The organism is Peribacillus muralis (assembly GCF_001645685.2).
Classification (GTDB): Bacteria; Bacillota; Bacilli; order Bacillales; family DSM-1321; genus Peribacillus; species Peribacillus muralis_A.
This window is the reverse complement of the sequence record NZ_CP017080.1, coordinates 2,295,812-2,322,158: the sequence shown is the minus strand read 5'-3', so window position 1 is coordinate 2,322,158 and position 26,347 is coordinate 2,295,812. Positions and strand designations below refer to the sequence as shown.

Below are 26,347 nucleotides of genomic sequence, written 5' to 3'. Positions count from 1 at the left end.
CGCTGTCAACAAAAAGAAGAAGTAACCTGTTTGTTCCGACAAAAGGTTACTTCTTCTTTTTTGCATATCCTGCTGTTTCTTTATGTTTTCAATGTGCGGAAGCTGGCATGTATTTTAATAGGAAGGGTGAAATTTAGCTTCGGCCAAATTCACTTTTGAAAAAATCATCCGAATCGATGATTTTTATTTTTTGCAAATTCTTTTAATCTAGGCAGAATGGGCTCCAATATTTCCTTGGCTATGTAATCCGTTTCCAATCCGATGAAGCGGCTGCCTTCTAATTCAACAGATCTTGCTTCTTCAGGGTCATTGCAAAATATGAATGATATGATACCATTCTCTTCCCTCATGTCGACATATTTAAATGTAATGTCATGTCTCGTAAGACAGCTTTCAAATGCAATGCACAATTCATCTATGTTTTCTGGACTAATAGATGTGAATTTCATAATGATCATCCCCTCTGCTACAGGATAGCAAAATAAATCTTTAATTACAAAGTGAAAAGTCACCCTTCTGAAAAAGGCTCAAAAAGCCGTTACCAAAATGACAGCTGATCAATTTTTCATTAGTGAGGCTCCGAGAATTTTTTATGAAGGAACAGGATGAATGAAGCATTTTGATGATGATTCAGGATAAAAATAAAGACCCTTCCTTCTCATGTTCCTTTTTATTTTCTGTACAGAGAACTTACGGATTTACCTGAAATCAATTGAGGTATATATCTCCCCAGCCGGAGTTACCTATGAATATTCCATGGCATGTCTCATATCTATATACAAACACCTTGTTAGGAGTGGGCGAACATGAAGTCTTTTTATAAGGGAACGCTCATCTTGATTATCGCAGCGTTTTTCGGTGAATGTATCGAGTTTTTGGTGAACATGATCCTAGCCAGGGAATTACACGAAGAAGGCATGGGGTTATATATGTCCTTGTTGCCCATTTTCTTTTTGATATATGTGATTGCCAGCCTTGAATTGCATATTTCCATTTCAAAGTTCGTTGCGGAAAATAAGCGGGCCATGCATTACAACCTAATTGTCCATGCCCTTAAAATGGCTGCAGTCGTCGTCTTGATCATGTGTGTGGTCATGCCTTTCATCCTTTCTTTTTCATCCATCATGGACCGTTACCACCCCTATATTAAATGGCTGCTCATCACCTTGATCCCAATCGTCGCCTTTTCTTCCATTGCCAGGGGATATTTCATGGGAGTCCAACAAATGGGGAAAATCGCCTTTTCCAACTTTTTAAAAGATATCATTCAATTCGGCTTGCTTTTTTTCATTTTCAACTTATTCCATTTCAATCAAGAAAAGTCCCTGTTAATGGCCTTTTTTGTATTGATTGGCAGTGAGTTCATCGTTTTTCTTTACTTGGTCAACCTTTTGATTCTGCAAATGCGGATCATGGCACGAGGAACGAACTCACGAACAACCGGTAAGCATGCCCGACAAACGTTATTGGCGGTATCGCTGCCAACCATGGGATTAAGGATCTTCCATGCGATAACGAATGCGATTCAGCCATTTTTGATTCATACAGCACTTCTCTCGGCAGGATTCGGGGCTGTCGTGGCTACGGAGCATTTTGGGATGCTTACCGGAGTTGCGATGACAATCGGCTTTTTTCCGGCTTTTATCGCTCATTCCCTGATGATCATGCTCATACCGAATGTTTCGAATGCTCACAAGAACCAGGACAAGGAAAAGCTGAGGGTATTATTGCAAAAATCGATGTCATTTACCGTATTATATGGGGTTCCTGCGGTATTTTTCATTTATTTCTTTGCCGAACCATTGACATCACTCTTTTTTTCTTCAACCTCTGCAACTTACTATTTAAAGTTATTATGTCCTTACTTTCTCTTTCATTTCTTCGTCATTCCCATGCAAGCCTATCTCATTGGCCTAGGTTTGGTGAAGGATGCTTTCATCCATACGGTATGGTCTCATATCGTTGCCTTTTTAATGATGTATATCCTTGGCTCACAGGCCTCTCTTAATATGGGAGGTATCATTTTAGGCATGAATACAGGAGCAGTTCTGTTAACGTTCATGCATTACGTGACCATTTGCAAAAAAATCGGGATAAGCATTTTCTTAACGAAAACCAGATCGCTTCCGATAAAGTGAGAGACGTGGCATGTGGCCGCAGAACTCCCTTATGACCAACACGCATAAAATTTTTATGGATTCATTCAAAAAAAATGAGCCTTTCCCTGTACATATCGCCTTCATTGCTGTATATTTCAACATACTTGGGTAATAATCAAGTAAAATGGTTGCAAGCAAGCCATACAATAGTAATGGAGTGATTTCATGAGCAAAGCTAAGGCTAAGAGCGGTACGGGTAAAGGTACAGGCACAGGAACGGGCAAAAAGGGCTGGAATCGTTGGAAAACGGGCGCCAATAAGAAAAAAAGCGCGAAGCCTTATGTAAGTAAAGGCGTCAAGCATTCCAGTGACGCTAAGCCTGCCGGTAACCCGACTGGTGAAAAGGCAGATAAATAAAGGCTGCTGCATGACAGCATGATGTTCCATATTCTCATACAGGCGGTTAGCAATCTGTATGAGAGACATCGGTCCAATCGACATTCCTCGATTAATATCAAGGGAAAAGGCCTTTTATCATACATAATATAAAAAAAAGACACTCCCTATACCGGTAGTGTCTTTCGCGTTTTTATAGTATTTTTACCTGATTTGATTCTTCGTTTTGATTGCATTGATCTTTTTCGGTGAAAACTCTGTACGAAAGCCGTTTGTGGCTTTTTTGACGGAGTCTGTAACGGAATGAATCGCTTCCCCAACATCCTGTGCCGAATCCAATAGCGGTTCGACGGTTTTCATTTTCGCTTTCACATCATCGGTGATTTCGTTTGCCGTTTGCAGCAATTGTTTAGATTCACCTGATAGATCATGGATGGCATTTCTCACTTCAACTAATGTTTGATTGGCTTCCCCTATCGTCACCATGCCTTTTTGAAGTGTTCCGATCAAAAAAACGACGAGCCAGATGAATGCCAAAGCGATTGCGGCTACACTATATTGGATGATCATGCTAAAAAGTTCCCCCTCTAAATTTACTATATTGATGCATCTGGTTCGGATATGTTAGTGGATCCCGGGGTGACTTGTGTTTTTAATGTTGCCAACTTATTTGATTTTGATTTGGACGCCCTCTGATTCCGCTTGAGGTGGAGCTGTAGGAGTGCTTAAACGATTTTTGGAATCATTCAAACTGGCCTCCTTCATTGAATGTGTTACATTATGAATCATTTCGCCTACGTCTTGGGCGGTTTCCAGCAGTGGGTCGACATTTTCCATCTTTCCTTTTACATCTGCGGTAATTTGGTTGGCAGAGTGGATCAATTGTTTGGACTCATCTGTCAATCCATGTACGGCATTTCTTACCTCTTCCAGCGTTTTATTTGTTTCTTCGAGCGTTCCCATGCCCTTCCGCAGCGTCTGGTTGACAGTATAAATCAAATAGACTACGGCGCCGGAGACACTGGCTACACTTAATTTAATGAACATTTTCATCTATCCACTCCCTTCAATTAAATTTATGCTCCACTTCCTTCTTTCATTCCCTTAAGTCCATGCTTGTATAGACACTTTATTAGTCACCCCAAGCTTTTACGTTTTTCCTATCTACTTTTTTTATCTGGTGATGCAACAAGATGAAGGATGATGAGTCATTATATATATTCTAGCGAGGTTTTTGATGAAATAGTAATTATATTATTTCATGACAACTTTTAGGCTGTTATCCGCCCCAAGGCAGGTTTTTTTAAAAAAAATTGTGAAATTCTTTCTTTCAGGCACACTATTACTAAAAAACAGGAGGTTGCCATGGCTACGCGAAATGTACCAGCTAAAGATGATGTGAAAAAGAAAGATGCCGCTTCACCTGACATGGAAAACGAAATAGCCCAACTCAATCGATTGTTGGGCGCGGTCATGAAATATTTAGCAGATGATGAGCAAGAAGAGATCGATATTGAGTATCTTCTTGAAAACACTGACGGTTTGCGTGATTGGTGGAACGAATACAGGGAACTTGATCGAAAAAGGGTCGAGGAGGAAATAAAAAATTCCTTGAAGGTCTTATCCTTGGAAGAACTTGAAGCCATTCGGGAACAGATCCGCCATAAAGAGCAATAAATGCCATAGAAAATCAATCATCCGACGGAAAGTGCTTTGTTCATGATAGCCTTAGTTCCAGGCGGGTGGCCATGAAATCGACCAATGCTTGAAGCGGATTTAAAATGGCGTATCCTGTTTGATTTTCATAGTTCATGGCTGCCTTGACCATTGATAACTGCGCCACCGAAATCGGTCTTTTTTCGTTCGTCAATTGCCGTAAGCGATTCATGATTTCCTGATTATATTTTTCGCTCGATCCCTGCATGATCCATTCAAAGGCATGGTCGATGATGATGATTTCAACATCAACACCCCCATGGCTCATAGCATGATCATCTAAACGTTTCATGGTCCCTTCGACAGTCGCAGGGTTCGTGAACAGCATGACTTGCGGCTTCCGTAATTGGCAAATCCGCTCAAAAAATGGTTCATCGATTTTTATGATAGGCGTGGTGAAAGAAAATTCTTCGTTTAATAATGCAATATAGTTCGTACAGGTTATCAGGATCATATCCACATTAGCCGCGGCAATCCACTCGATTTGATCTTTGACCCTTTTTTGCGCATCGCCATACATGAACGTATCATCAGTTGCTACTCGATGCATCAATCCTGGGTCCACAAAATGAAGCCATTCAATATCGAATTTCGAGAATGCTTCTTCTATGTATTCAATATTTGAATAGTGTGCATGCAAACTGCCGATCTTTTTTCTCATGAACATCCCGCTTTCATCCGTTATTTATCTGATTATTCTAACACAAAAGTCAAAATTCCTTGACCTTTCTTTCGGTCGCTTACGCAAGGTTAGGAATGAATCTGGTCCTCTTGCATATATTTATCAAGGAATTGAAAGGGTTATCCTAATGAAAAATTAACTTCCGGAAGATACCCAGTGAAGAGAATGCAGATTGTCAACACGAAGGACCCTGTTATAATTAGACTGAAAATCATTATTGGGGAGTGTTCAATATTTTATATGTAATCGCGATTCTTTTTCCTCCTTTAGCCGTATTACTGGCAGGTAAGCCTATATCTGCTGTAATCAATTTAATCCTCACGCTTTTTTTCTACATCCCTGGATTAATTCACGCCCTCTTTGTGGTGCATGATAAAAAAGCGGATAAACGAATGAGGCAGCAAGCAGCCCTTTTGGCTAAATCGAAACGAATTGATTAAGCAACATTTTGGAAACACGAATAACGTACAGCTATGGTGTACGTTATTCGTGTTTCCTGGAGATCGGGTTAATGTAACCGATGTGACTTCCTATGGCCTCTATGATAGCAAGCATCACATATATGAAAACGTGAGTCGTCCGGCAGTTTTTTTCCACAGCGCTTGCATTTTCTCTGGTAATTCAACATTTCATCCTTCAACTGATCATGGACACCCTCGCTGATTTCTTCACGGATACGCTCCCAATAAATAGCTTCGGTCTTCTTCCCCATCCGATATAAAAATAAGAGATGAAGGCCTATCGCTTTATAAGAAAGCTCCAACTCCTCCAAATTTCTAGTCTTGATGATCGGTTCAGGAAGATCACCGCTCTCGGCAACAGCCTCGACCGTCTCCAGCCATTGCCTGATGAGACTTGGTTCTTTCGTTGAAAAAGGGATATGAAGGTAACCATATAAATCCATCAAAGAAAAACGAACTTCGATTTCAGTACCCCTTATCAGCTCGTAAAGCTCCTTTTCTTCCGATAGTGTTGCCTTTTTCGTACCTTTAGGTGGCTCGAACCGCTCCCACATTTCGAAAAAAGTGCCCAAGTTCCGGTAATATTTTTGAAACCGTTCGAATACGGCAGAGGTTGGGGCGATCGTAAAGGTTTGAACTGGTTCATCCGCTTGTATAAGCAGCTTATTCATGATTTTAATTTCAGCTGTAAATGCGACCTTGCCCGTATCATAAATGCCCTTTCTTCCAGCTCTACCTGCGATTTGTTTAATTTCCTGTGACGTCAATCTCCTTCTTCGAGTCCCATCGAACTTTTCATTTTCAAGGAAGACAATGCGCCTGATCGGCAAATTGAGCCCCATTCCTATCGCATCCGTAGCAACGACAACCGACGTTTCACCACGATTGAATGCTTCTATTTGCCGTTTCCTGTTCTCAGGCGGCATACTGCCATAAATCATGCTGACATTATGTCCACTCTCTTTCAGACGGGATGCCGTTTCCAATACCTGCCTTCGCGAAAAACAAATGAGCGCATCCCCCTTTTTTGTATATTTCAATTCAAATTCACGCGGTTCCACTTCAAGGGGGATGTCACGCCTGTACTCACGGAGCTCCAGATCTGCTTCATCCAGGAGATTCAAAAGCATCATTTTGATATTCTTGCTCCCGATGATGTGTACTTCTTTTGCATTTGCTTGCGTGATTGCCCGAAACCACGCAAAGCCTCGATCTTTATCGGCAATCATTTGCGCTTCATCTATGACGATAACTTCGTGGTAATCTTTTTCATGGAACATTTCAACCGTACTGGATGTGTGGTTCGCACCTTGTACAGCCTTTTCTTCTTCACCGGTTTTTAATGAGCAAGGAACGCCATCGGCATTCAGTTTGTCGAAAACTTCAAGCGCAAGCAGCCTAAGGGGAGCCAAATATAAACCGCTTTTTGCTTCTTTCATTTTTTGCAGTGCCTGATGTGTCTTTCCCGTATTGGTATCTCCAATGTGCAATATATAGCTTACCTTTTTTCCTAATGATGGAGTATAGGCTTTACCAATGATGTCATTGATCATCCTTTGCTCTTCAGCCTGTTTCTTGGCTTGTTCCGCCCTTGCTTCAGCTTTTCTTTTTTCTCTATTCGCTTCGTCTTTAATGAAGATTTCCTCATGTAATGTTTCATCAAAGGGAATACCCTCGAGGTTCAACAAATCGGAAACGTATTCTTCTTGAAGTTCATCAAAGCAGGCCTGGGACAGATCGGCCAACTCATCTCGCAAAATATCCTGCAAGGCACGAGATGTCAGCCTTTCCCCAAATGACTCCAAAAAATCATGATGCATGCCAGCAGGTAGATGGTTCAGATATTTTTCTGGGGCGATTTTCAAAATCAAATCCGATACGAATCTCTCGTACCGATAAAAGTAATTTTCATATTCAAATCGGTTCTTTCCCCAATCGAATAAGGAGTGGATATCACCTGTCAGCTCTTCAAAGAAATCAGTGACCATCAAGTATTCATTTGCCTGAAATCCGCCTTCTTCCACCAATTGCTCTTCAAGCAGGTATGGATCAATATATTGGAATTTTGGTTTATTATTAAGATCCTTAGCCAAAACCCCTGCAATGTAAGATCTGACTTGTAAGTAGAGCACAAGGGATTTATCTTCAAAATATGCGTTAGCCTCATCCTGCAGTCTCATGCGTATCTTCCATCGTTGTTTAGCAAGCCGCTGTTCTTCCTGCCTTTTATAATAATCAGCTCTCGCTTCTTTATATCTTTTTTCCCAATCAGCTTGTTTTTCAGCAAAGGTTTCGTTCATCCACGCTGATGCATCGAATGGACGATACGTCCTTAATTCATTACGGAACATACTGTTGATCAGCTTATGATCTGAACCTTCCGTAACGAAGCCTCTTTCATTTAGAAACCCCTTTTTTTCCCTTCTTGGTACATCATTTGATGCTTTATTCAACCAAACATTAAGCCATATTTGCTCAACGAAGGATTCTCTGTTTGATGCATATGTTGCGAACGAAGGCATTGACTCTTGACTCTCCAAATAAAAATTCATATCCTGGATGATCTTTTCCTTCGTAATCTCTATAGCTATAGGATATATACTTTCTAATTTTCCCATAATGATCCCCTTTTGAATGATCCTGTATGTACGGTAGTCTTACTTTTATCCTCTCCAAAACAATTTTTTACATGACGGCAATACAGTCTTTTACCTTCATTATTCAATTCAGCATCATCGATGTATAGCGATAATTAAATGGGTCTTCATTTCAGGTAAGCCAAAATGGTGCTCACATCCATTCATTTACAGTATGATACATTTTATATCCCCATTACGTATATCGCATTTAACGAAATGGATAATTAGCCGAAAAATAGAGTAAGGGGTTCTATCTTTCCCCATTCAAAAAAGGAAACCTCCTTAAACTAACAAACGGATCCGGTCTCTTATTCGAGTTTAGTGGAATTTCGGAAAACTGTCACGTTCCCACTTTTGTTTCTTTGCCGTTCAATAGCAAAAATTTTTGGAAAGCTAAAAAGATTATAGATATAAAGGAGCCTGGAAATGATACAGCATGATATCAATTACTATAAAAATTTCGACTCCATTGCTAAAGAAGTGTTGCAACTTTTGTCACAAACGATTGAAGTGAACACATTCTTCCTATCGATAGTAAATCCCACGAAAAGTTTTACGATCAAGTCCTTCAATAGGCATGCAAAGCTGATTTGTGATGGTGACGTGCTCCCTTATAATATGGTATTTTGCAAATTAGTTGCTGAAAACGGCGCCGAGCCACTTGTCATCCCAAGTTTAGCCGAACACGCTTTGACTAGCGGCCATCCCGTTACGAGGTTCATTGGAAATGGCTCCTTTATGGGTGCCCCGCTAATATATGACGGCAAAGTGCTTGGAACATTATGTGCCTTTGATATTAAACCTTATGATTTTAAGCAATATGATCTGACTCTGATTAAGTCTCTTGCCTCTTTAGCATGTCAAACCCTCATTCTTGAGAATGGAATTATCAGGGATGCATTGTCAAACCTGTATAATAGGAACTTCGTTTATCATTATTTGGATTATAATCCGGATAAACGGAACGTTGAAATGGCCATACTTTATATCGATCTTAATCATTTTAAATTCTTCAATGACTCCTTTGGTCATGATATTGGAGATTCGGTCATTAAAAAAACGGCTGAATGCTTATTGCAAAACGTACCAGATGATAGTCATGTCGCCCGTATTGGTGGTGATGAATTCATTGTATTAATTCAGCCATCGCAAGGTGAGGATTTAATGAAAAGTACACAATACAGTGCTGAATTATTATTGAAACGTTTATCGACCATGCCCATTCTCATCAACGGTAATGATTATTTTATTACCGCAAGTTTGGGGATAAGCTTTTACCCTCACGATGGGACAGATATGGATGCGCTGTTAAAAAAAGCGGATAGAATGATGTATATGGAAAAAGAGTCTCGACAAAAGGAGGACGATCATCACCTGTCTGGAAAATAAAAAAACCAGATCTCATTAGAGACTGGCTTTCGATTACCTAAAAAAAATCCATCGTTTAGCTTTCATCCGTTGTAAAAGCTTCAGCAAAGCAGCATTTTCCTTATGTATCCGTTGTTCGGATGGTGAAGCGGAGGGGGCCGGGATGTTCACTCTCTCGGGTTTTTTGTTCATATTCTGAAAGACCCTTCCTATTCATTAGTTTTGAATAGTATATGCGGGTTTTTCACAAATATCATACAGGCTAAGGAAAAACCTCCGCCCAAATCCTTATAAAACATTTTTCAAGCGGCTGAAGCGTGCCGTCTTCTCTTTTTCTTTCAAGATGATGCGCTCATTCTGCTTCATCACTTTTTTAGTATGGGGGCTTAAGCCAACATTAGGTATCTTAACCTGTGGTTTGATTACTGCAACCGAAACTTCACTGCCGACTTTATCATAAATGCTCATCTAACCTTCACCACCTGGCTTTTGTTTTATGACCATGTCGAACATCATGATCAGTAACGCTATCAATAAACAATCGACTTCTGATACGAAGCTTTCCGATTTTACATCAAGGATATATGGTTCCATCAAAATGCTTACTGGCTGGAGTGCCATTTTTTCTTCATCGTTATAATACGTATCTTCTCTTTCCAATGTAGCACGAATGGTGCTGCCATTCAAGTTGGGATGCCCATTTATCACCAGTTGCTTGTCATGTTCCGTCTTGAAAGGAAGAATGTTCACGCTCATCGCCTCCTTTGCAGCATAAGCTTGAAGGAGAATGCTTAAATAAGCCAAGTATTCCTTATGCGTTTGATAATATTCAGGTATCCCCTCTTTCTTTAACAAGTGAAACATATTTTTGACTTTTTCCCTGTTATCCGTTAATAGCTTATCGCTTTCGGCAACGGCTTTTGTTGCATAAGATAATTCGTTATCGCCGATCTTCGAAATATACATGCTCAAGAACACGAACATATCAATCAAGATGAAGACAACTGCCATGATTAAAAAGTTTTTCCACTCGTTGAATATACTCTTCGGATAGAAATTCCAATAAATCAGCGCCCCCAGTATAAAAATGATATACCAGGTTTTCCGGATCACTTCAATTTTTTTACTTACCTTGTCTTTATATTTCCAAGACAAGATAACGTAGGCCACTAATGCTAAAAACACTGCCCAAACAAAGACTCTGAAAAAAATCAACAAGGTTTATCCCCCTACCCCTCATACGCCTTAAACCTTTCTTCTCTCTATATTATTCATTTCATATTCCTCTTTTCCCTGCCTCGAGTTTGTGAAAACTTATGCTCTCACAAAAATCCCCGCCTAAGAGCCATTGTTTGCAGCAGGGAAAATTTACGGTACATCTCAGTAAATAACCTTCCCCCGTCTGTGATATGATAAGTAAACAAAAAGATTTATTTAATATGGAGGAACATATTCATGCTGAAAACTATAAAGATCATCGTTTCTTCTTTTATTTTATTGTTACTTTTCCTTAAGCTCTATCCTCCGCTAGGGAGAAAGACCACTAAAGCAAAAGTGAAAACTTTCAATGACAATGAGAACTTCGCCAATGGGAAATTCCAGAATCAGATACCCGCCAGTCAAGCGATGAGCTTAAAGCATACGGGCTCCATTTTGCGGGATTACATAAAAGGAAATCCGAGAAAGCGGCCAAACACCCCCATTGCCATTGGAACAAAAGGACCTGCATCAATGGAAGATTCCAATAAGATAACCTGGTTTGGCCATTCGGCCTTCATGTTGGAATTGGATGGAAAAACAATCTTGGTGGACCCAATGTTCGGGAAGGCCCCCACCCCCTTTCCTTGGTTCGGGAACAAGCGATTTAGCGGGGAGCTGCCCATTGACCTGGATTCGCTGCCGCCTATCGATGCCGTAATACTATCGCATGATCATTACGACCATTTGGATTACCACTCCATCAAGACATTAAAAGATAAAGTAAGCCAGTTCATCGTTCCCCTCGGTGTAGGGGGGCATTTGGAGCGATGGGGCGTTAACCAAGAACGGATTTCCGAACATAATTGGTGGGAGGAGGTTTCATTCAAGGGTTTGCATTTTGTTTGTACGCCTGCCAGGCATTTTTCCGGAAGGAGTTTAACGGATGGCAATTCGACGCTTTGGTGTTCCTGGGTGATTAGTGGTGAGCATCAAAACATATTTTTCAGCGGCGATAGCGGCTATGGCATCCATTTTAGAGAAATCGGCGAGAAATACGGGCCCTTTGATATAACCTTGATGGAATGCGGCCAATACGATGACCGCTGGTCCACGATTCATATGATGCCTGAAGAAACGGTTCAAGCACATATCGATGTGCAAGGAAAAAGGATGATTCCAATACATTGGGCTGGATTCACCCTCTCATTTCATGATTGGACAGATCCAATCGAGCGGGTAACAAAAGCCGCCACCGAACTCGCCGTACAGGTCTGTACCCCTCAACTGGGTGAACCCGTAATAATCGGGGCAAAAGAATTCCCGCAAACAGTATGGTGGAAATAGAAATGGTCCATCCCATTGGGATGGACCATTTCCTTCATTTCACACGTCTCTCCTCTTTATATCCATGGTTCATTTTTAAAGAATGCTCTTTCTTCCCTCCAAAGTAATTCGTGCCTATCACCCCTAAAATGATCAATATCGATCCCGTTAAATCATAAATCGTAATCTTTTCATTCAGTATCAGGGCTCCTGCAGCAATGGTGACTACAGTGGAAAGATTGGCAAATACGCTCATTTGTGACGCCTTGATTTTTGTTAAAATCGTATTGGATAATAACGATGTGACCAATGAAGCCAATATTCCCAAGTACAAAATGGAGCTAATGAATTCCATGCTCGACCATGGCGAGAGAAAAGTGCCCATCGATCCCTGCTTCAGATGGGAAAAGAGTGCGGCCACGTTAAAAACGATAAAACCTGTCCCCATCATGAAAAAGGACATTTCACCTGGTGTATAGTCCTTGGCGAGTGAACGGGTCATCGTTGTATAGCAAGCGGTGGCGATACAGGATAGCAGGATCAGCACCATACCAAGCATATCGGAGAAATTGATGGTGCTCCCTTTCACGACAAAAATAAAAATGACTCCTACCACAGACAATACAATTGAGAGCTTTTGATATAAAGAAGTTTTCTCCTTCAAGAAATATCCAGCTATCATTAATGTTAAAATAGGTGTAACCGCAGATAAAATCCCAGCATCCGTGGACTGTGAATACTTCAGCCCGAAAGTTTGGAAGGCAAAGAAAAGCGTTGGGAATAACAAGGAAAGCGGTATCAGGTACTTGATCGACTCCCACGTATAAGTCACCTTAATGACCTTCATGGCGACAAGCAATAAAATGATGACGAAAGAGACGGTGAACCGGAATGCCAAAGTATCCAGGGGATTCGACTCTGCAATGGCCATCTTCGTGAATAAGAATGATAAACCAACGATACTTGCATGTACGACCGCCAGCATATATGCGAATGTTCGGGATTTCATGGTTGCAACTCCTCAGCTAGATTACTATAGTTCTTTTTTAGGTATAGTACCCTATTTCAGCCTAATTGAAGCGTTTATTTGGATATTATAAATTTAAATACATATAAACTTTTCAAGAACCAGACCGGAGATCTCCATCCCTTAGACATCATTTTCAGAGCCTAGAAGGATGTCGATCCTTAGCATAAAACACATAAGCAAATCCTGAAAAATTCAATCCATTATGGCGATACCTACTTTTTTCAAAAAAAACCGTGTTAAATATGGTAAAATTCCAACGAGGAAGCGAGGGATACATATATGTTAGTAACGATAGGGATATTCCTTATAGCAGGTCTTGCCGAAATTGGCGGAGGGTATCTTATTTGGCAATGGTTAAGAGAGGGCAAATCCATTTATCTCGGTTTATTTGGCGGTTTTGGGTTGGTGTTATACGGCATCATTGCCACTTTCCAAACGTTTCCTACCTTTGGACGTGTATATGCCGCATATGGCGGGGTTTTCATTGTATTATCGGTATTATGGGGATGGGGCATCGATAAGAAAACGCCTGATATATATGATTGGGTGGGAGCTGCCATCTGTTTAGCCGGCGTATCAGTCATCATTTGGGCTCCCAGGCACTGAATAATGCTTAAGGAAAATGTTGTTCATAATGGCAAAAGGGTTCTCTAAAGGATCAAACTGATTGGTGCGGGTGTTCGAGACTCCTGCGGGATGCAAGACACGGGAGACCCCAGAGGCTCCCGGACCGCCTCTGGATAAGCGAGTACCTGGAGAGGGAATCAACGGCCACATTGTCATACCATAAAAATAGACAAACTCGATATTCATCGAGTTTGTCTACAGTCTGAAATCCCTCTATTTGAGGGATTTTACCTTTATTCATTAAGCATCCAATGCTTCCTTACGCTTTCTTTCCCTTGATTCGGTTATTAAATCGTAAGCAAGATAAAGAAGGATGGCTCCGCCTAGCAATTTAATGTACAGCGGTATTTCCGCTACAAAGAAATACACCACTGAGAATAACGTCCCGATCATGCATAACCAAAAAATTAAATGTTTTAAAATTTTCAACAACGTGGTGACTCCTCTCAATAGATGAGATTAATTTCTGCTTCACTCCTTGTGAAGGAGGAATTATTTATCCGTACCTCCATTCTACCATTTATTCTAAAGATATTGGAGCCATACGTATTACGAAATTATGAACAATTCATCTCGTTTCTTCATTCTTTATAGCAAGAGCCTGAAGATAAGGTCATCGTGAATAATTTAGAGAAAATTCCAACAATAAACAGGCTGGCGAGAAAAGAAGAAAAGCACGAAATGATAGCCAGAAATCCTGTGATAATACCTTGCCTTTTAATGTGATTATCAATTCTTCGTTTCCACTTCCATACCAGCTCTTCCCTTGGAAAGATCACTTTTGTAATGATCCAGCTTAATTGGAACAAATGATAAAGCAATGGCGGCAATCAGACCAGGAATGGCAAAGGCAATGAAGTTCAATTGAATGGGTAATGAAATGGATAATAAAAAACCGCCAAGTATCGGGCCAAGCATCCCGCCAATCCTTCCGATTCCAGAGGCCACGCCAAGTGCCGTCGACCGAATGATGGCTGGATAGTATTGGGAAACAAAGGCCTGTACAAGGTTTTGGGCACCAATTGTACAAGCTCCAGCGACCGCTACCAATATGTAAATCCAGAAGGAGCTTCCTCCCATACCCATTAAAGTCAAACTGACTGCCCCTAACGCATACATGGGTACGAGCATTTTTTTAAATCCATATATATCACATAGTTTAGCAATGATGAGCGTACCTACGATGGCCCCCCCTTGAAGGACGACCAAGAAACCTAAGCTTGAGTTCAGCGCATACCCTGCCTCCAGCATCAGCTTTGGCAGCCATGTATTCAGCCCAAATATCATCAACAGGCACATAAAATAGGCGGTCCAAAACATCAGGGTGCCAATAGTGTGAGAGTCTTTGAACAACCCAATGATTGGTATGTTTACATCCTTTTTTTCCACATCCAAAAATTCGTCTTCCAAATTAAATTTGTTCGCTGGATTGACCTTCGTTAATATGTTAAGCAATTCTTCTTTTCCGTTAACCCTGATAAGATGCGCCGAAGCCTCCGGCAATCGCTTCAGCAAAATAGGTATAAACAAGACAGGTATTCCTGCAAACCAAAAAATGGATTGCCAACCTACTGAGGGTATAAGGATAATTCCAAGGGTGGGGGCAAGCATCCCTCCAACAGAATAACCGCATAAAACGATTGAAACGAACATGCTCCTCATCCTTTTCGGGGAATAATCCGTCAATAAAGCAATCACGTTTGGCATGACTCCCCCAAGACCTAAGCCCGCTAAAAACCGAAAAGTCGAAAACATCGTGGGTGTATTTACAAACCCACATAAAAAAGTAAATAAACTAAATAAAATCAATGAGATGGCAATGACTTTCTTTCTGCCAATCCGATCCGCCAATATGCCAAAGAAAATTGCCCCGAACATCATCCCAAACAAACCGTAGCTTCCCATAGCCCCCGCCTCGACCGAAGTGAGGCCCCACTCCTCGGTCAATATGGGAACGACTGTCCCATAAATGACAAGGTCATATCCATCAAAAAGGATAATGACGAAGCACCATGCCAGCAAACTGAAATGAAAACGATTAAATCTACTGTTGCCAATTACCTCTGTCGTGTTAATTTTAGCCATTGAACATACTCCTCTCATGAACCTGAAGAAATTACCGCAAATGATAACGCTTACTTTTTCGTTTTTAATTATATTAATAGTGAACTTTGTTAACTATTAATATTATAATATCCAGTTATCTGATAATTCAATAACATTTTTCCACTATCTATCAATAATTTATTAACCTTCAGTTAGATGCACTTTTTAAAACAACAAAAAACCAGTTCCTATAAGGAACTGGTTTCTACTTCTAAAATGGAAGCCGCCATTGCCGTATTCAAGTAAGAAAGTTTTAAACCACCACTCCTCAAAGTGGGTGTTTGCAGAAACAATCCTGTTGTCCAGGTCAGTGACGAGGCATAACATTCCTGTTTCAATGTAAAACTCCCTATTACAGCTTAAAGGTTAAAACTTAATTATCATTACGAACAACGCAGCTTGTATAGTTATAATACATAACTTCCTTCACTCTTGCAAGTTATTTCATTCCTGGGGGGAAAATATTCACATCATCTTCGACTGGCGACTTACTCGAGAAATTCCCGAAAATGTGCATCCTCATACATTTCATTTGCTTAATAAGGAAGCATAAAAACATCTACAATCGGAAGCCTGATCGCAAAGAACCGAATCTTTACAATAAATAGTAAATAATCTTTGCAAATGAATAGTAGGGGTCTATAATATGAATTAATAGATTGGATTGGAGTGAAAAACATGCTTTCAAACATTGGTTTCCCCGGTTTAATATTGATTTTTCTTTTAGCTCTGATTGTTTTTGGACCGAGTAAGCTTCCGCAAATCGGACGAGCAGTTGGCACCTCACTCAGGGAGTTCAAGGATGCAACAAAGGGTATCACCGAAGAAATTCAAGAGGAATTCAAAGAGGATGTTCAAACAGCTAGAAAAGAATCGGCAAAATGAAAAAGACGCCTGCACGCAGCAGGCGTCTTTGATGCGTTTGAGGCGTAGAACCGTCAGGCCACATCCCGACGTTTAGCTAAAAGCTTGTTCCGCGGCTTACACAAATTAGCTCATCGCTTTATTACTATAACATTGCCCCCTGCTTTTATCAAGTGTTTCTTTTTTGCTGACCGTTTTCAAAAGGGTTTTTAGATATATTCTAGCGAGGTGATTTTTGAAATACAATGTATAATTACTCCTCATTTTTTCTTTACAGGATCATCGTCATTTGGGTTAATTGGTCAGATGAAATGGCCACTTGGTTGAATGTTTCGTTAATATCATCGAAAATTGCACTCAGTTCTGTCATTTCCTGAGTGATTTTTATATTTTGCTCTTTTACCGAGAGCATAGACTTGGCAATATCGGAAAAAAACAGGCCGGTTTCTTTTCCTTGCTTCGTGCCTTCCGTGATTTCCCCGGTAACCAAGGAAATCGATGTATTCATTACATTGGTGAAATGTGCTATGCCGCTAACCAACTTCACTACCTCCGATATGGAATCCTTCGTGTTTTCCGACAGCTTCCTTACCTCACCCGCCACAACCGCAAAACCTTTGCCATTTTCCCCTGCCCTTGCCGCTTCAATTGCTGCATTCAACGCCAATAAATTCGTTTGTTCCGCAATGGATGTGATGATCGTGACGATCCGTTCGATTTCCTTTGATGTTTTCGCCAGCTGCTCCATATCCTTTGCGATGATGATCATCTGCTCCTGTGTTTTCACCAATCTTTTTTCCAATCCTTGTAACAGCTCCACTCCTTCATTTGATTTCCGCTCTGCTTGAATCGCAATCTCTGAGCCCTTCTCGGTGAAACCATGGATTTCACAAACCTTATTTGCCATTAATTGAGTCGCCGAGCTCGTCTCTTCACTGACTGCTGCCAATTCTTCTGCGTTATGATTCACCTGAAGCTTAATCGTTTCCTTAGCTTCCAGGTTTACTTGACGAATCTTATCATTCTCAAGCTCGTATGCCTCTAAAACGATTTGCTGCTCCAAATTGAATATTTTTGTGATAGCCAGGATCGTATTCTGATATTGTTCAATAACCTTTATGCTGGACAGCACATGAAGGATCAATGATTGCAATAAATCTTGAAATGCGCTCATATACCATTTTGGCTGCAGCCCAATACGAACATGCACGTGCGCGATAACATAGCGCTGTTTAATATACCCATCATCTATAGTACCACTGAACATTTCGAACATATGGCGATACAAGGTCTTTTTCAGTTTTTCAACGGAACTGTTATCGGAAATGATGTTCATTAAAGAAGGCTCATTTTCCAAAGTTCTATAAAAATTATCAACAATTTCGGGTAAATGATTTTTCACTTCCTCCTGTAAAGAACGGATGATACATAAATCCGCACTCGTTAAATGAATCATGTCCACTTGCGTCAATACACCTGGATATTCGGTAATGTTAATTCCGACTTGATTCTTATATTGCAAATAATCTACCGCTTCCATTTTTTTTCTGCTTCTATACCTAATTTTCATCACTGAATTGTCCTCCAATTTTTGTACCACTATTTATTATTTCGACATAGTACGCAATAATCTTAAACGAAATAATGAATTTTCCTCTAAAGCAGAACCTGACACCCAACACCAATGTCCTCAAAACAGAGAACTCCGTTTAGTTTCCGATTGGACACGTGCCTTATATGCTGGAGTCGCGTACTTACCGTTTTAATCCTCTCAATTTGAAGAGTGTATTTAGCATTCCTGCTGGATATTGATTGAAAAAAAGATCATTACACTTGCTGGCCCTTAACCTCCAGAGGCTGATGTCTTCCCTAACCGCTCTATTGCATGCATGGTCGCATATCCCGCAGAGTTCTCGCTCCCTCAGCTACAGGTAGATGAACGGTAGAATTCCCGCTTTCCACAGCTATTCAGGCTTTGAAATCAATCGTTTTATTTCCGGCACTCACAATTAAAAATGCGATGATAAAAAGGAAAGGGCCGATTCATTCAAGAGCTTCAGGCTGTTGACGCAATCATCTTACATCTCTATACTTATTAAGTCATAAGAAAAGTACGGGAAGTATATATACTAATTGGAAAAGGTGACAAGCATGGATTTTACGATTACCTATCTGTCTTTTTATTTAATTCAAGTCGAAGGAAAGGGCGATCAGGCCGATAAACGCTTTAAACATTTTCAAACGCTTGATACGGCTGAATACGAAGAAAGTCCGCTTAAGGATTTCTTGGATGGGGAATTGATGAAAATTTCCAAACGAAAAGTGGACCGTCATCCGAAAACGGAACAAGTACCGACGAAAATCGGTACCTTCATTGTCGAGGATGGACATGCACTTGATTCAAACCCTAATTACAATGTATTTAGCCGTGTCCGCTATGCCAAAACAAAAGAAGAATTCCAGGCGGAAAATGAACAATTCACACGGTCCTATATTGATACAAGTGCCGTCCGCGGCGGTGTTTTTCTCATCGCTTCAGCTAAACTGACAAAGTATTTCGATGAACCATTCGTTTTCTTGCTTAAATGTGATTTTGAGCCAAAGGTCGCTTCAATATCGGATGAACGCACCTTGATCAGGCACGTCGAAATGGCCATCACCACAAAAAATATGAAATCGATTCAATACCCATACATGCCCGAAGAAGGAATCGTCGAGGAAGCCGAACTGAAAATACACCAGGCCTCACATGCCCGCTACTTCGAGGACTTCCTGAAATTCGTCGAATATGGTGAATCGATGCCGGAAATCATGAAAAACCAGGTCATCCATATGGTCCATGAACATGTATCCGCCCAATTCGAAGAAAACAGTGACGAACTGCACAAATTCGAACAGGATCTCGAAATTTGGGAAACGAGTGAAAAACGTGAAATTCAAGAACGCCTTGAAACCCACCAAGTCGTCGAAGCCACAGCCCAGATTGTCGAGCATACACCTGAAGCCGAACTGCGCATGAAGCTTGGCAGTACATCCATCAAAGGACTGTTAGCCGATTTCGGCGAAAGCATCCATTTAGGAAAGATTAATGGGAAGTATGTATTGATGATAGAATCCGATACGATCGAGTTCGATAAAGGCGTGTCGCCGATTGAATTTCATAGGCCGGATGATTTGATGGAGATTGTGGAGAAGATTAGTAGGAAGGTTTGAGGGAATGGTGATGATTAATTTAGGGGTTTTGTGATCATTGTTGTGATCATAAAAACAGTGCTATTTAAACGTTTGTGATCCTTTGTGTGATCAAATTTATGCTCTAAAACATTTAAATAAGGGTTTCCTTTAATTAAGTACAACCAAATATTAATTCAAAAAGACAGTGAGCTTATCTTTGCTTACTGCCTTTTTGTTGATAACTATTAGTTATGATAAATATCCTGCACGTCATCGTCATTTTCACGTTTTTTCGATCATTAACTCTTGGCATATTAGTATTTTGAAAAACTTTAAATGTATTCAAGATTACTATGATTTATGTTTACATATAATCACATGTAATCACATGTAACACTTTTGGGGACAGGATCAATTTAAGCTATAATAAACAAATTCGGATTATAGATTACATTACTTTGTTTCAAAAATATTCATCTTGTGCCACTTAAAGTATACTTTATTTTTGGAATGAATCTGAATTTTAGTACTTGGTCTAATCCATACTTCAAATAATCTTCATTACAGATAACTGAAGAAATGTGCAAACGTCCTTGTCCATCAAATGCAATTAACCCTTTATCATACAAGGCATCATGATTACAACAAAGCAGTACGCCGTTGTATGGATCTAAACGTTCTTCATTTGTGCTATCTTTCCAGGGTTTCGAATGGCTCGCTCTTAGTAACTCAGGTAAATCAATACTGCATAATGCGCATTTATGATCCCACAATGGCGTAAGATACTTGCGAAACTTCTGTTGACCTAAACGAATTTTTGTTTTTACTTCTGATTCTGTTTCTGCAATAACTGGAACTAATGTATTTCTTTCAGTTCTTCTCACATTATCAATCGATAGCTCAAGTTGTTCCTGGTCTACTTGATATATATTTAAATCACTAATCAAATCTAGAAGTTTAATAGCCAGTTCCTCATTACAAGGATATAAATAGCCTTGATTGCCATCAGCATTTTGTTGAAACGCTGAATACTTAATTGGAAGGAACGGGAGAATTTCATTAAAACTAGCTCTAACATTTAATGGTACATCTAACTCATGGTATTCTAATTTCACTAAAAAGCCTTCATCGTTCCATTTGCGATGATTTTGCATAATAGAAGGTTTAGGTGCATTTTCATAATTATCATTTGCAACGCTAATTGCAATAAATAAACCTTTTACATAGTGAAAGATTCGATCGCCTTTTTGTACCTCTTTCATACGTTGCCATGAGTGCTGTACATTTCCTTCTTTATCTTGTTGTGGCGACCAAATAATCCCTAGTTCTTTTTCTTCCTGATAGTGTGACCTTGCATAACGATAAAATTATTCAAATTGATTCCCCCTAAAACAAATTGCCTGTTTGATTAGTTCTATTTTACAATAAATGTTCTATTAAAATAACACCTTCTACTTATTCGTATAGGAAAGCCAAAATCATCCTGTGTGATAATGGTGTTCTGTTAGACGGCAAAACATAAAAACAACACAAAAAAGGTTGATATACGTCGGACACTCTTGATTATTTCTAATCAGAGAACCTTAATATATCAACCTCTTTTCAATGTGCCGTCCATAGGGAGATTTAAACTTCCGATTGACGCCTTAAGGGCGTTGCTCTACCCAGCTGAACTACTCTATCGCTGTACTTCTTCCGTTCAGTTTAACGGTCAACTTTTCGACTTAGACCGTAATCATATTTTTCATTGTAGCTCAATAGCTCATTTATAACAACACATAGGAACTACGTTAAAAATGAAAATAACAAATGATCTTTTCTTAATTAATAAAAAAACCTACATTTTATATTTCTTATTCCAATTCATCATCAGCAATAGAGTAATCTGCTGCTATTCTTTCTAACATTTTTCCGTGAATTAAAAACCCGACACTATTAAATACTACAATTTCATATCCTCCAGTAGCTTTGTTAAACCTAACTTCCCCTGTGGCTGAGAATACCAAATTATCGAAGTCATTAAAGTATCTTTCTAGATAATGAAACATTCCAATATAACGGTTATTGGCAGCAAAGAATGCTTCTTCAAACTTTATATCTACCTTAATATTATTTTTCTCAACTACTATTACTGTATTTGTACTATTATTAATTTTCACCCCTTTTAAAATTCCAGTAACTGTTCTAGTTTGTCCTATATCTCCCTCTTTCAATGCATCTGCATTTTTCTTAAATAATCGAAAACCGTCAGTGTGGGTAGTTTCATCGATTTCATCTGGATTCGATACTATTCTATGCGCAGGTGTCGAATCCTTACTGCCTCTTATTTTGTCTCTTTCTCTTTTGGTTCTTCTCTTCTCTCTATCTCTTTCCAACCTCTTAACTTTTTCCGCTTCAGTCATCATCTCTAATGCAAACGCTTCTCTGAGAGACCTTATTATCCTTTCATCACTTGCTATACCAATAACTTGTCCTTCTGTTCTTCTTCCTTCACGAGATCTTGTTTTTTCGAAATAATAAAGACATGTTTCTATATGAGGGCTTTCCCTCCACGTCCTAAAATGATCACTATTATTATCTCTAAAAACATATGAAAGTTTAGCTTTACAATTTATTGTTGTACAATAAAGATGACCTTTATACTTATTATTATATTCAGCAGAGTTTATGTTATTTATATCAATCAATTCCTTCTTTTTATTTTCCATATAATAGGCTTCATAAATACTAACCAAATAAAAACACCTCTCTTTTAAAGTCACACACTATTAGGAATATAATTACATATTACTATAAATTTTTCAATAATTTGTTATTATTTACTCATTTTTTAGATATTAATTCTCACTTTTCAGGAATAACAGTGAGTAATAAGTAACAATAAAAAAAGAGACGGTATACGTCTCTTAACTTGATCTAGAAATAATTTATCAACACGTTCATTTAACTTTTGATAAAGAATGATATTTAGAATGCCATAAAAAATACTTAGCATTATTCCTCATTACAGCCTGCTATTTGTTTTTCTTTTAATTTACTTAAATGCTCATCTAAAATTTCAAGCGAACCTGTGAATCGTCTACACTTATATGGACAGATAGTTTAAGGGCAGCTAGACTTAACTTACTACAGATAAGGGAGCACTCAAAATGACGAAAAGAGAACGCCGTACATTCACTTCCGAATTTAAAGAACAGATGATTCAACTCTATTAAAGCGGAAAAACACGAAAGGCTCTTATTGAAGAATATGAACTAACTCCTTCTTCTTTAGATCGGTGGATTCAACAGAGTGAAAACACAGGTTCCTTTAAGGAGAAAGATAACCGTTCTCCCGAGGAAAAGGAGCTTAATAAACTACGAAAAGAATTGAAGCAGTTACAGATGGAGAATGATATTTTAAAGCAAGCAGCGCTGATACTAGGACGAAAGTAAATGTTATTAAGCGAAACAAAGACAAATACTCGGTATCAGCCATGTGTAACGTCCTGGAACTATCGCGGAGCACCTATTACTACGAATCAAAGGAACGAAACTCAGAAAATGATATCACAAACGCTAATATAAATATATTTGAAAAGAACCGTAAGGTATACGGAACACGTAAGATTAAAGTAGAGTTAATGAAGCTCGACCTAACGGTCTCCAGACGCCGGATTGGCCGGATTATGAAAGAACAAGGGCTTGTATCATCCTATACAGTCGCCCAATACAAACCGCAACAATCCTCATGTAACGAATCAATCCTGGCTAACAAATTAAATCGGGAATTTCATCAAGAAGAAGAGAAGAAAGTAGTGGTCAGCGACTTAACATATGTCAAAGTCAAAAATAAATGGCATTACATATGTGTCTTTGTCGATCTCTTTAATCGTGAAATTATTGGCTTCAGTACAGGACCTAATAAGGTCTCCCAGCTTGTGGCACGCGCCTTTGCATCCATCAAAGGAAACCTTCATGATATTCAGCTCTTCCATACAGATCGAGGGAATGAATTTAAAAACAAGCTAATTGATGAAACATTAGCCACTTTTAAAATTGGTCGTTCACTTAGTATGAAAGGTTGACCATATGATAATGCTGTCGCGGAAGCGACCTTTAAAATCATTAAGACTGAGCTCGCCAATAAAAAAACATTTCCGAACTTATCCCAGCTAACTCTCGAATTTGGAGACTATGTGAACTGATTTAATAAGCTACGAATTCATGGAGCTCCCTCTAGAATATAAAAAATTAACCCTTGAAAAAATTGTTTGGTTTAATGTTGACATACCATTTCCCTATTTATCCCCCCTCTTTCTAGATAATTATATAGCAATATAAATCAATTTCCTATTTAAAAAGACCTGCTTAAAAGTTACTTTTGAAAGTATTCTTTCAATACTTCTTGTGTTTTTATATAACTAACATTTATATTTTTTACATATTTATTTACTTCTGGGCTAAATGTTATAACCGCTTCAAATTGTTCTTCAAAATCTCTCTTTTCTTCTGGGGTGAAATAACAATATATAATTTGAGGATTAATTTGTTGAGAAAAGTAAAATGCTAACATTATATTTCTCAAAACATGTTGGTCATTCTCTATATTCATACCAAAGATAACAATATTATTTATTGAATTATCTTTTATTAAAGTATCCATTATATCGGAAAAATGGGGTACTTTTTTGTTATAAGGATTCTTACTAAAATTATTTACAACTGGTAAAAAAGCTTTAAATATAAAGAAATCACCAATTAAAATATCCGAGAAGCTAACATAACCGTTTTCGTAATTTAAACCTAAACTTTGAGAAGAAACATATTCTGTCTTATTCTTAACAAATTCCCCATGGAAATGTTCCACACGGTCACCCACTATATTTTCCATTATTTTGTCGTAATTAAGTGAAAGCAGCAAGTCGAATTTATTTAAAAAATTCTTTATACTTTCCATATCAAGGTTATTGATATTTGATAGCATACTCATATCCAACGCTTTCCCATTTGAAAATATGGCTATGGAAAACAAAAACCGATAATAGGTTGTGAATCCATTAAAAGTAACTTCTTCATAGATTTGTTGTTCTTGTGGCAATAGTTTTATTGGGCTTTTGTTTCCGACTTTCAGAACAGTAATAAAGGAGTTATTAGAAGGAAATTCATAGTAATTCAGGTTCAATTTTTTAATTGCAAAATAAAAGTATATAAGAATAGTCCAATGTTCAATGTTTACATAAGTAATACCTTTATTTTTACCAACCTCACAGATTTGATATAATATATCAATTTGGCTAAGTCCAAAACCTAGCTTTGTAATTAACTTTTCTTCCCAAAGTACTTCAATCAACTTTTTATTTTCTATTATTGATTCAGCAAAAATTAAGGCATCATTAAAAATCCCATACAAGTAATCCTCAGAAATGTTACGCAGGAACTTTTTAACACTTTGAAAGTTTTCCATACATTTGCGAGTGAAATTTTTATTTGCCTTTACTCCATAAGATGAATTGTAAATTACATTTTTATGAGAGGATAATAATTTATCATAAATACGTCCAAAGTCAGTATCAAAATTCATGCTAAATCCGTTACCGCATAAAAAAACACTTTTGTTTTTGTCTATGTATTCGTTAAACTGCAAAATATTTATTTCATTACTCATTTTTAAAGCCACATCCCCCATTTGTTATTTATTTACACTTTAACATAGTCAATCATGAAATGTTGGGTATTAAGAAGTTTGTTGGACAATAAAAAAACCTTTCCTTCATGGATTAGGGATTCTTATCGTTTATCTAATTAAAAAAGCCCTTGGGCGATAATTTTTATATAGTAGTAAGAGGGCTGTTCATACCTTTTTCGATTAACCTCGTGTTCTCTATTCCTTTTACATAAGTGGAGAGGAAACTTTGTTCCTTACATATGACGGTAGGGAAATCACTTCATACACTTGGAGAACTCGATTACATGAAGTAGCAGATATAGCAGGAGTAAAGAAAGCTGTTCGACCTCATATCCTGAGACATACAGGTGCATTGCTGTACATCATGAACGGTGGCTACCCTTTTAGCTTGCAGAAGATATTGGGGTATTCAGACTTGTCAATGACTAGGAAATACATTCAAATGACAAACATGGACGTTAAGAGACAGCATAATATTACTTCTCCATTAAAGGGGCTGTAATGATGTTGCTATCAAATGTACTAGACGAATATGTACTGGAACTTCAAGTAAAGAACTATAGCAATAATACCGTTAATCTGATGAAGCATAACATCAAGCAATTCATTAAATTTGTGGGCAATATCTCATTAGAGGAAATCAATAAAGTTGATATTAAGAAGTTCATTGTAGAACAGCAGAATCATGTAAAGTCCAATACTGTCAATTCAAGATTAAAGAACCTACGGTCTTTCTTTGTTTACTGTACTGACTCTGAACAGGGCTACCTAAACGAAAATCCAATGGCAGGTGTTTCTCTATTGATGGAAACTAAAACTGTCATGAAGACCTATTCTGTGAAGAATGTGAAGGCATTATTAAACTCCATGAAGGGAAAGGACTTTCTAACGGTGAGGAATAAAAAAGGAGCAATTCCTAATAGGTTTGCCCCAGATTTGTATTCATTTTTAATTGAAATAAGCTGTTGGATATTATATTTAATGATTTGTTAATT

At 38.6% G+C, this 26,347-nt stretch carries 24 protein-coding genes, 1 other RNA gene and 2 pseudogenes; 12 read left to right on the top strand and 15 right to left on the bottom strand.

Annotation, left to right across the window (positions count from 1 at the left end; translation table 11 throughout):
* Nucleotides 1-164: 164 nt before the first annotated feature.
* Nucleotides 165-449 (bottom strand): hypothetical protein, encoded by a 285-nt coding sequence (locus ABE28_RS11315; RefSeq protein ID WP_064465114.1) that lies wholly within the window; start codon nt 447-449, stop codon nt 165-167.
* A 357-nt stretch (nt 450-806) separates the two neighbouring features.
* On the opposite strand from ABE28_RS11315, the gene ABE28_RS11310 reads away from it, so the two are divergent.
* Nucleotides 807-2,138 carry an oligosaccharide flippase family protein gene (locus ABE28_RS11310; RefSeq protein ID WP_064465115.1) on the top strand — a complete coding sequence of 444 codons (1,332 nt, stop codon included), beginning with the start codon at nt 807-809 and terminating at the stop codon, nt 2,136-2,138.
* A 186-nt stretch (nt 2,139-2,324) separates the two neighbouring features.
* Nucleotides 2,325-2,516, top strand: a complete 192-nt coding sequence (locus ABE28_RS11305) for a DUF3934 family protein (RefSeq protein ID WP_064465116.1) — start codon at nt 2,325-2,327, stop codon at nt 2,514-2,516.
* A gap of 183 nt (nt 2,517-2,699) precedes the next feature.
* Here the strand turns inward: ABE28_RS11305 and ABE28_RS11300 are convergent, their stop codons facing one another.
* Both ABE28_RS11300 and ABE28_RS11295 read right to left on the bottom strand, forming a co-directional pair.
* Complete coding sequence (locus ABE28_RS11300; protein WP_064465117.1) at nt 2,700-3,065, bottom strand: DUF948 domain-containing protein; 366 nt, start codon at nt 3,063-3,065, stop codon at nt 2,700-2,702.
* Between the two features lie 96 nt (nt 3,066-3,161).
* Nucleotides 3,162-3,548: a DUF948 domain-containing protein gene (locus tag ABE28_RS11295; protein ID WP_064465118.1), complete on the bottom strand. Its 387-nt coding sequence runs from the start codon at nt 3,546-3,548 to the stop codon at nt 3,162-3,164.
* 312 nt (nt 3,549-3,860) lie between these two features.
* Here ABE28_RS11295 and ABE28_RS11290 point away from each other — a divergent pair, with 312 nt between their 5' ends.
* On the top strand, nt 3,861-4,172 hold the full coding sequence (locus tag ABE28_RS11290; protein WP_064465119.1) for a hypothetical protein: 312 nt from the start codon (nt 3,861-3,863) through the stop codon (nt 4,170-4,172).
* A 40-nt stretch (nt 4,173-4,212) separates the two neighbouring features.
* Here the strand turns inward: ABE28_RS11290 and ABE28_RS11285 are convergent, their stop codons facing one another.
* Nucleotides 4,213-4,878, bottom strand: coding sequence for a hypothetical protein (locus ABE28_RS11285; protein WP_064465120.1), 666 nt, complete (start codon nt 4,876-4,878; stop codon nt 4,213-4,215).
* A gap of 248 nt (nt 4,879-5,126) precedes the next feature.
* Between ABE28_RS11285 and ABE28_RS11280 the strand changes: the two genes are divergently transcribed.
* Entirely contained in the window at nt 5,127-5,333 is a 207-nt protein-coding gene (locus ABE28_RS11280) for a YqaE/Pmp3 family membrane protein (protein ID WP_064465327.1), read from the top strand.
* 68 nt (nt 5,334-5,401) lie between these two features.
* Here the strand turns inward: ABE28_RS11280 and ABE28_RS11275 are convergent, their stop codons facing one another.
* Nucleotides 5,402-7,972, bottom strand: coding sequence for a helicase-related protein (locus ABE28_RS11275; RefSeq protein ID WP_064465121.1), 2,571 nt, complete (start codon nt 7,970-7,972; stop codon nt 5,402-5,404).
* A 447-nt stretch (nt 7,973-8,419) separates the two neighbouring features.
* On the opposite strand from ABE28_RS11275, the gene ABE28_RS11270 reads away from it, so the two are divergent.
* Nucleotides 8,420-9,382 (top strand): sensor domain-containing diguanylate cyclase, encoded by a 963-nt coding sequence (locus ABE28_RS11270; protein ID WP_064465122.1) that lies wholly within the window; start codon nt 8,420-8,422, stop codon nt 9,380-9,382.
* Nucleotides 9,383-9,649: 267 nt separating this feature from the next.
* Here the strand turns inward: ABE28_RS11270 and ABE28_RS11265 are convergent, their stop codons facing one another.
* Nucleotides 9,650-9,829: a hypothetical protein gene (locus tag ABE28_RS11265; RefSeq protein ID WP_064465123.1), complete on the bottom strand. Its 180-nt coding sequence runs from the start codon at nt 9,827-9,829 to the stop codon at nt 9,650-9,652.
* Complete coding sequence (locus ABE28_RS11260) at nt 9,830-10,579, bottom strand: type II toxin-antitoxin system SpoIISA family toxin (protein ID WP_064465124.1); 750 nt, start codon at nt 10,577-10,579, stop codon at nt 9,830-9,832. It abuts the gene before it with no gap.
* A 237-nt stretch (nt 10,580-10,816) separates the two neighbouring features.
* Between ABE28_RS11260 and ABE28_RS11255 the strand changes: the two genes are divergently transcribed.
* Nucleotides 10,817-11,905, top strand: a complete 1,089-nt coding sequence (locus ABE28_RS11255) for an MBL fold metallo-hydrolase (protein WP_064465125.1) — start codon at nt 10,817-10,819, stop codon at nt 11,903-11,905.
* 34 nt (nt 11,906-11,939) lie between these two features.
* On the opposite strand, the gene ABE28_RS11250 is transcribed toward ABE28_RS11255, so the two are convergent.
* Nucleotides 11,940-12,893, bottom strand: coding sequence for a DMT family transporter (locus ABE28_RS11250; RefSeq protein ID WP_064465126.1), 954 nt, complete (start codon nt 12,891-12,893; stop codon nt 11,940-11,942).
* Between the two features lie 300 nt (nt 12,894-13,193).
* On the opposite strand from ABE28_RS11250, the gene ABE28_RS11245 reads away from it, so the two are divergent.
* Nucleotides 13,194-13,520, top strand: a complete 327-nt coding sequence (locus tag ABE28_RS11245; protein ID WP_064465127.1) for a YnfA family protein — start codon at nt 13,194-13,196, stop codon at nt 13,518-13,520.
* 261 nt (nt 13,521-13,781) lie between these two features.
* Here the strand turns inward: ABE28_RS11245 and ABE28_RS11240 are convergent, their stop codons facing one another.
* The 3 genes from ABE28_RS11240 to ssrS all read right to left on the bottom strand — a co-directional run bounded on the left by ABE28_RS11240 (nt 13,782) and on the right by ssrS (nt 16,051).
* On the bottom strand, nt 13,782-13,973 hold the full coding sequence (locus tag ABE28_RS11240; RefSeq protein WP_064465128.1) for a hypothetical protein: 192 nt from the start codon (nt 13,971-13,973) through the stop codon (nt 13,782-13,784).
* A gap of 297 nt (nt 13,974-14,270) precedes the next feature.
* Nucleotides 14,271-15,626, bottom strand: coding sequence for an MFS transporter (locus ABE28_RS11235; RefSeq protein WP_064465129.1), 1,356 nt, complete (start codon nt 15,624-15,626; stop codon nt 14,271-14,273).
* A gap of 237 nt (nt 15,627-15,863) precedes the next feature.
* Nucleotides 15,864-16,051, bottom strand: a non-coding RNA gene (gene ssrS, locus ABE28_RS11230) — 6S RNA.
* Nucleotides 16,052-16,325: 274 nt separating this feature from the next.
* Between ssrS and tatA the strand changes: the two genes are divergently transcribed.
* On the top strand, nt 16,326-16,532 hold the full coding sequence (tatA, locus tag ABE28_RS11225) for a twin-arginine translocase TatA/TatE family subunit (protein WP_064465130.1): 207 nt from the start codon (nt 16,326-16,328) through the stop codon (nt 16,530-16,532).
* 250 nt (nt 16,533-16,782) lie between these two features.
* On the opposite strand, the gene ABE28_RS11220 is transcribed toward tatA, so the two are convergent.
* The gene (locus tag ABE28_RS11220) at nt 16,783-18,081 is read right to left on the bottom strand and encodes a globin-coupled sensor protein (RefSeq protein WP_257390811.1); all 1,299 of its coding nucleotides are present in this window, start codon (nt 18,079-18,081) and stop codon (nt 16,783-16,785) included.
* 581 nt (nt 18,082-18,662) lie between these two features.
* On the opposite strand from ABE28_RS11220, the gene ABE28_RS11215 reads away from it, so the two are divergent.
* Nucleotides 18,663-19,724, top strand: coding sequence for a DUF3900 domain-containing protein (locus ABE28_RS11215; RefSeq protein ID WP_064465131.1), 1,062 nt, complete (start codon nt 18,663-18,665; stop codon nt 19,722-19,724).
* A 414-nt stretch (nt 19,725-20,138) separates the two neighbouring features.
* On the opposite strand, the pseudogene ABE28_RS11210 reads toward ABE28_RS11215, so the two are convergent.
* A pseudogene (locus ABE28_RS11210) lies at nt 20,139-21,060 on the bottom strand (HNH endonuclease).
* 478 nt (nt 21,061-21,538) lie between these two features.
* Entirely contained in the window at nt 21,539-22,393 is an 855-nt protein-coding gene (locus ABE28_RS11205) for a hypothetical protein (protein WP_257390777.1), read from the bottom strand.
* Between the two features lie 441 nt (nt 22,394-22,834).
* On the opposite strand from ABE28_RS11205, the pseudogene ABE28_RS24510 reads away from it, so the two are divergent.
* Nucleotides 22,835-23,868 (top strand): annotated as a pseudogene (locus tag ABE28_RS24510) (IS3 family transposase); the annotation flags it as partial.
* 173 nt (nt 23,869-24,041) lie between these two features.
* On the opposite strand, the gene ABE28_RS11195 reads toward ABE28_RS24510, so the two are convergent.
* Nucleotides 24,042-25,331: a hypothetical protein gene (locus ABE28_RS11195; RefSeq protein ID WP_064465134.1), complete on the bottom strand. Its 1,290-nt coding sequence runs from the start codon at nt 25,329-25,331 to the stop codon at nt 24,042-24,044.
* Between the two features lie 247 nt (nt 25,332-25,578).
* On the opposite strand from ABE28_RS11195, the gene ABE28_RS11190 reads away from it, so the two are divergent.
* Together ABE28_RS11190 and ABE28_RS11185 are read left to right on the top strand one after the other, a co-directional pair.
* Entirely contained in the window at nt 25,579-25,854 is a 276-nt protein-coding gene (locus ABE28_RS11190; protein WP_064465135.1) for a tyrosine-type recombinase/integrase, read from the top strand.
* Entirely contained in the window at nt 25,854-26,345 is a 492-nt protein-coding gene (locus tag ABE28_RS11185) for a tyrosine-type recombinase/integrase (protein WP_083232045.1), read from the top strand. Before ABE28_RS11190 ends, ABE28_RS11185 begins: the two co-directional genes overlap by 1 nt.
* The last annotated feature ends 2 nt before the right edge of the window (nt 26,346-26,347 follow it).

Bases quoted from the DNA above. Each gene is read 5' to 3' on its own strand.
- ABE28_RS11290 (WP_064465119.1), top strand. From the start codon at position 3,861: ATGGCTACGCGAAATGTACCAGCTAAAGATGATGTGAAAAAGAAAGAT.
- ABE28_RS11245 (WP_064465127.1), top strand. From the start codon at position 13,194: ATGTTAGTAACGATAGGGATATTCCTTATAGCAGGTCTTGCCGAAATT.
- ABE28_RS11215 (WP_064465131.1), top strand. From the start codon at position 18,663: ATGGATTTTACGATTACCTATCTGTCTTTTTATTTAATTCAAGTCGAA.
- ABE28_RS11310 (WP_064465115.1), top strand. From the start codon at position 807: ATGAAGTCTTTTTATAAGGGAACGCTCATCTTGATTATCGCAGCGTTT.
- ABE28_RS11265 (WP_064465123.1), bottom strand. From the start codon at position 9,829: ATGAGCATTTATGATAAAGTCGGCAGTGAAGTTTCGGTTGCAGTAATC.
- ABE28_RS11205 (WP_257390777.1), bottom strand. From the start codon at position 22,393: ATGGAAAATAAAAAGAAGGAATTGATTGATATAAATAACATAAACTCT.
- ABE28_RS11195 (WP_064465134.1), bottom strand. From the start codon at position 25,331: ATGAGTAATGAAATAAATATTTTGCAGTTTAACGAATACATAGACAAA.
- ABE28_RS11270 (WP_064465122.1), top strand. From the start codon at position 8,420: ATGATACAGCATGATATCAATTACTATAAAAATTTCGACTCCATTGCT.
- ABE28_RS11235 (WP_064465129.1), bottom strand. From the start codon at position 15,626: ATGGCTAAAATTAACACGACAGAGGTAATTGGCAACAGTAGATTTAAT.
- ABE28_RS11305 (WP_064465116.1), top strand. From the start codon at position 2,325: ATGAGCAAAGCTAAGGCTAAGAGCGGTACGGGTAAAGGTACAGGCACA.
- ABE28_RS11250 (WP_064465126.1), bottom strand. From the start codon at position 12,893: ATGAAATCCCGAACATTCGCATATATGCTGGCGGTCGTACATGCAAGT.
- ABE28_RS11285 (WP_064465120.1), bottom strand. From the start codon at position 4,878: ATGTTCATGAGAAAAAAGATCGGCAGTTTGCATGCACACTATTCAAAT.
- ABE28_RS11220 (WP_257390811.1), bottom strand. From the start codon at position 18,081: ATGAAAATTAGGTATAGAAGCAGAAAAAAAATGGAAGCGGTAGATTAT.
- ABE28_RS11185 (WP_083232045.1), top strand. From the start codon at position 25,854: ATGATGTTGCTATCAAATGTACTAGACGAATATGTACTGGAACTTCAA.
- tatA (WP_064465130.1), top strand. From the start codon at position 16,326: ATGCTTTCAAACATTGGTTTCCCCGGTTTAATATTGATTTTTCTTTTA.
- ABE28_RS11275 (WP_064465121.1), bottom strand. From the start codon at position 7,972: ATGGGAAAATTAGAAAGTATATATCCTATAGCTATAGAGATTACGAAG.
- ABE28_RS11315 (WP_064465114.1), bottom strand. From the start codon at position 449: ATGAAATTCACATCTATTAGTCCAGAAAACATAGATGAATTGTGCATT.
- ABE28_RS11300 (WP_064465117.1), bottom strand. From the start codon at position 3,065: ATGATCATCCAATATAGTGTAGCCGCAATCGCTTTGGCATTCATCTGG.
- ABE28_RS11255 (WP_064465125.1), top strand. From the start codon at position 10,817: ATGCTGAAAACTATAAAGATCATCGTTTCTTCTTTTATTTTATTGTTA.
- ABE28_RS11295 (WP_064465118.1), bottom strand. From the start codon at position 3,548: ATGAAAATGTTCATTAAATTAAGTGTAGCCAGTGTCTCCGGCGCCGTA.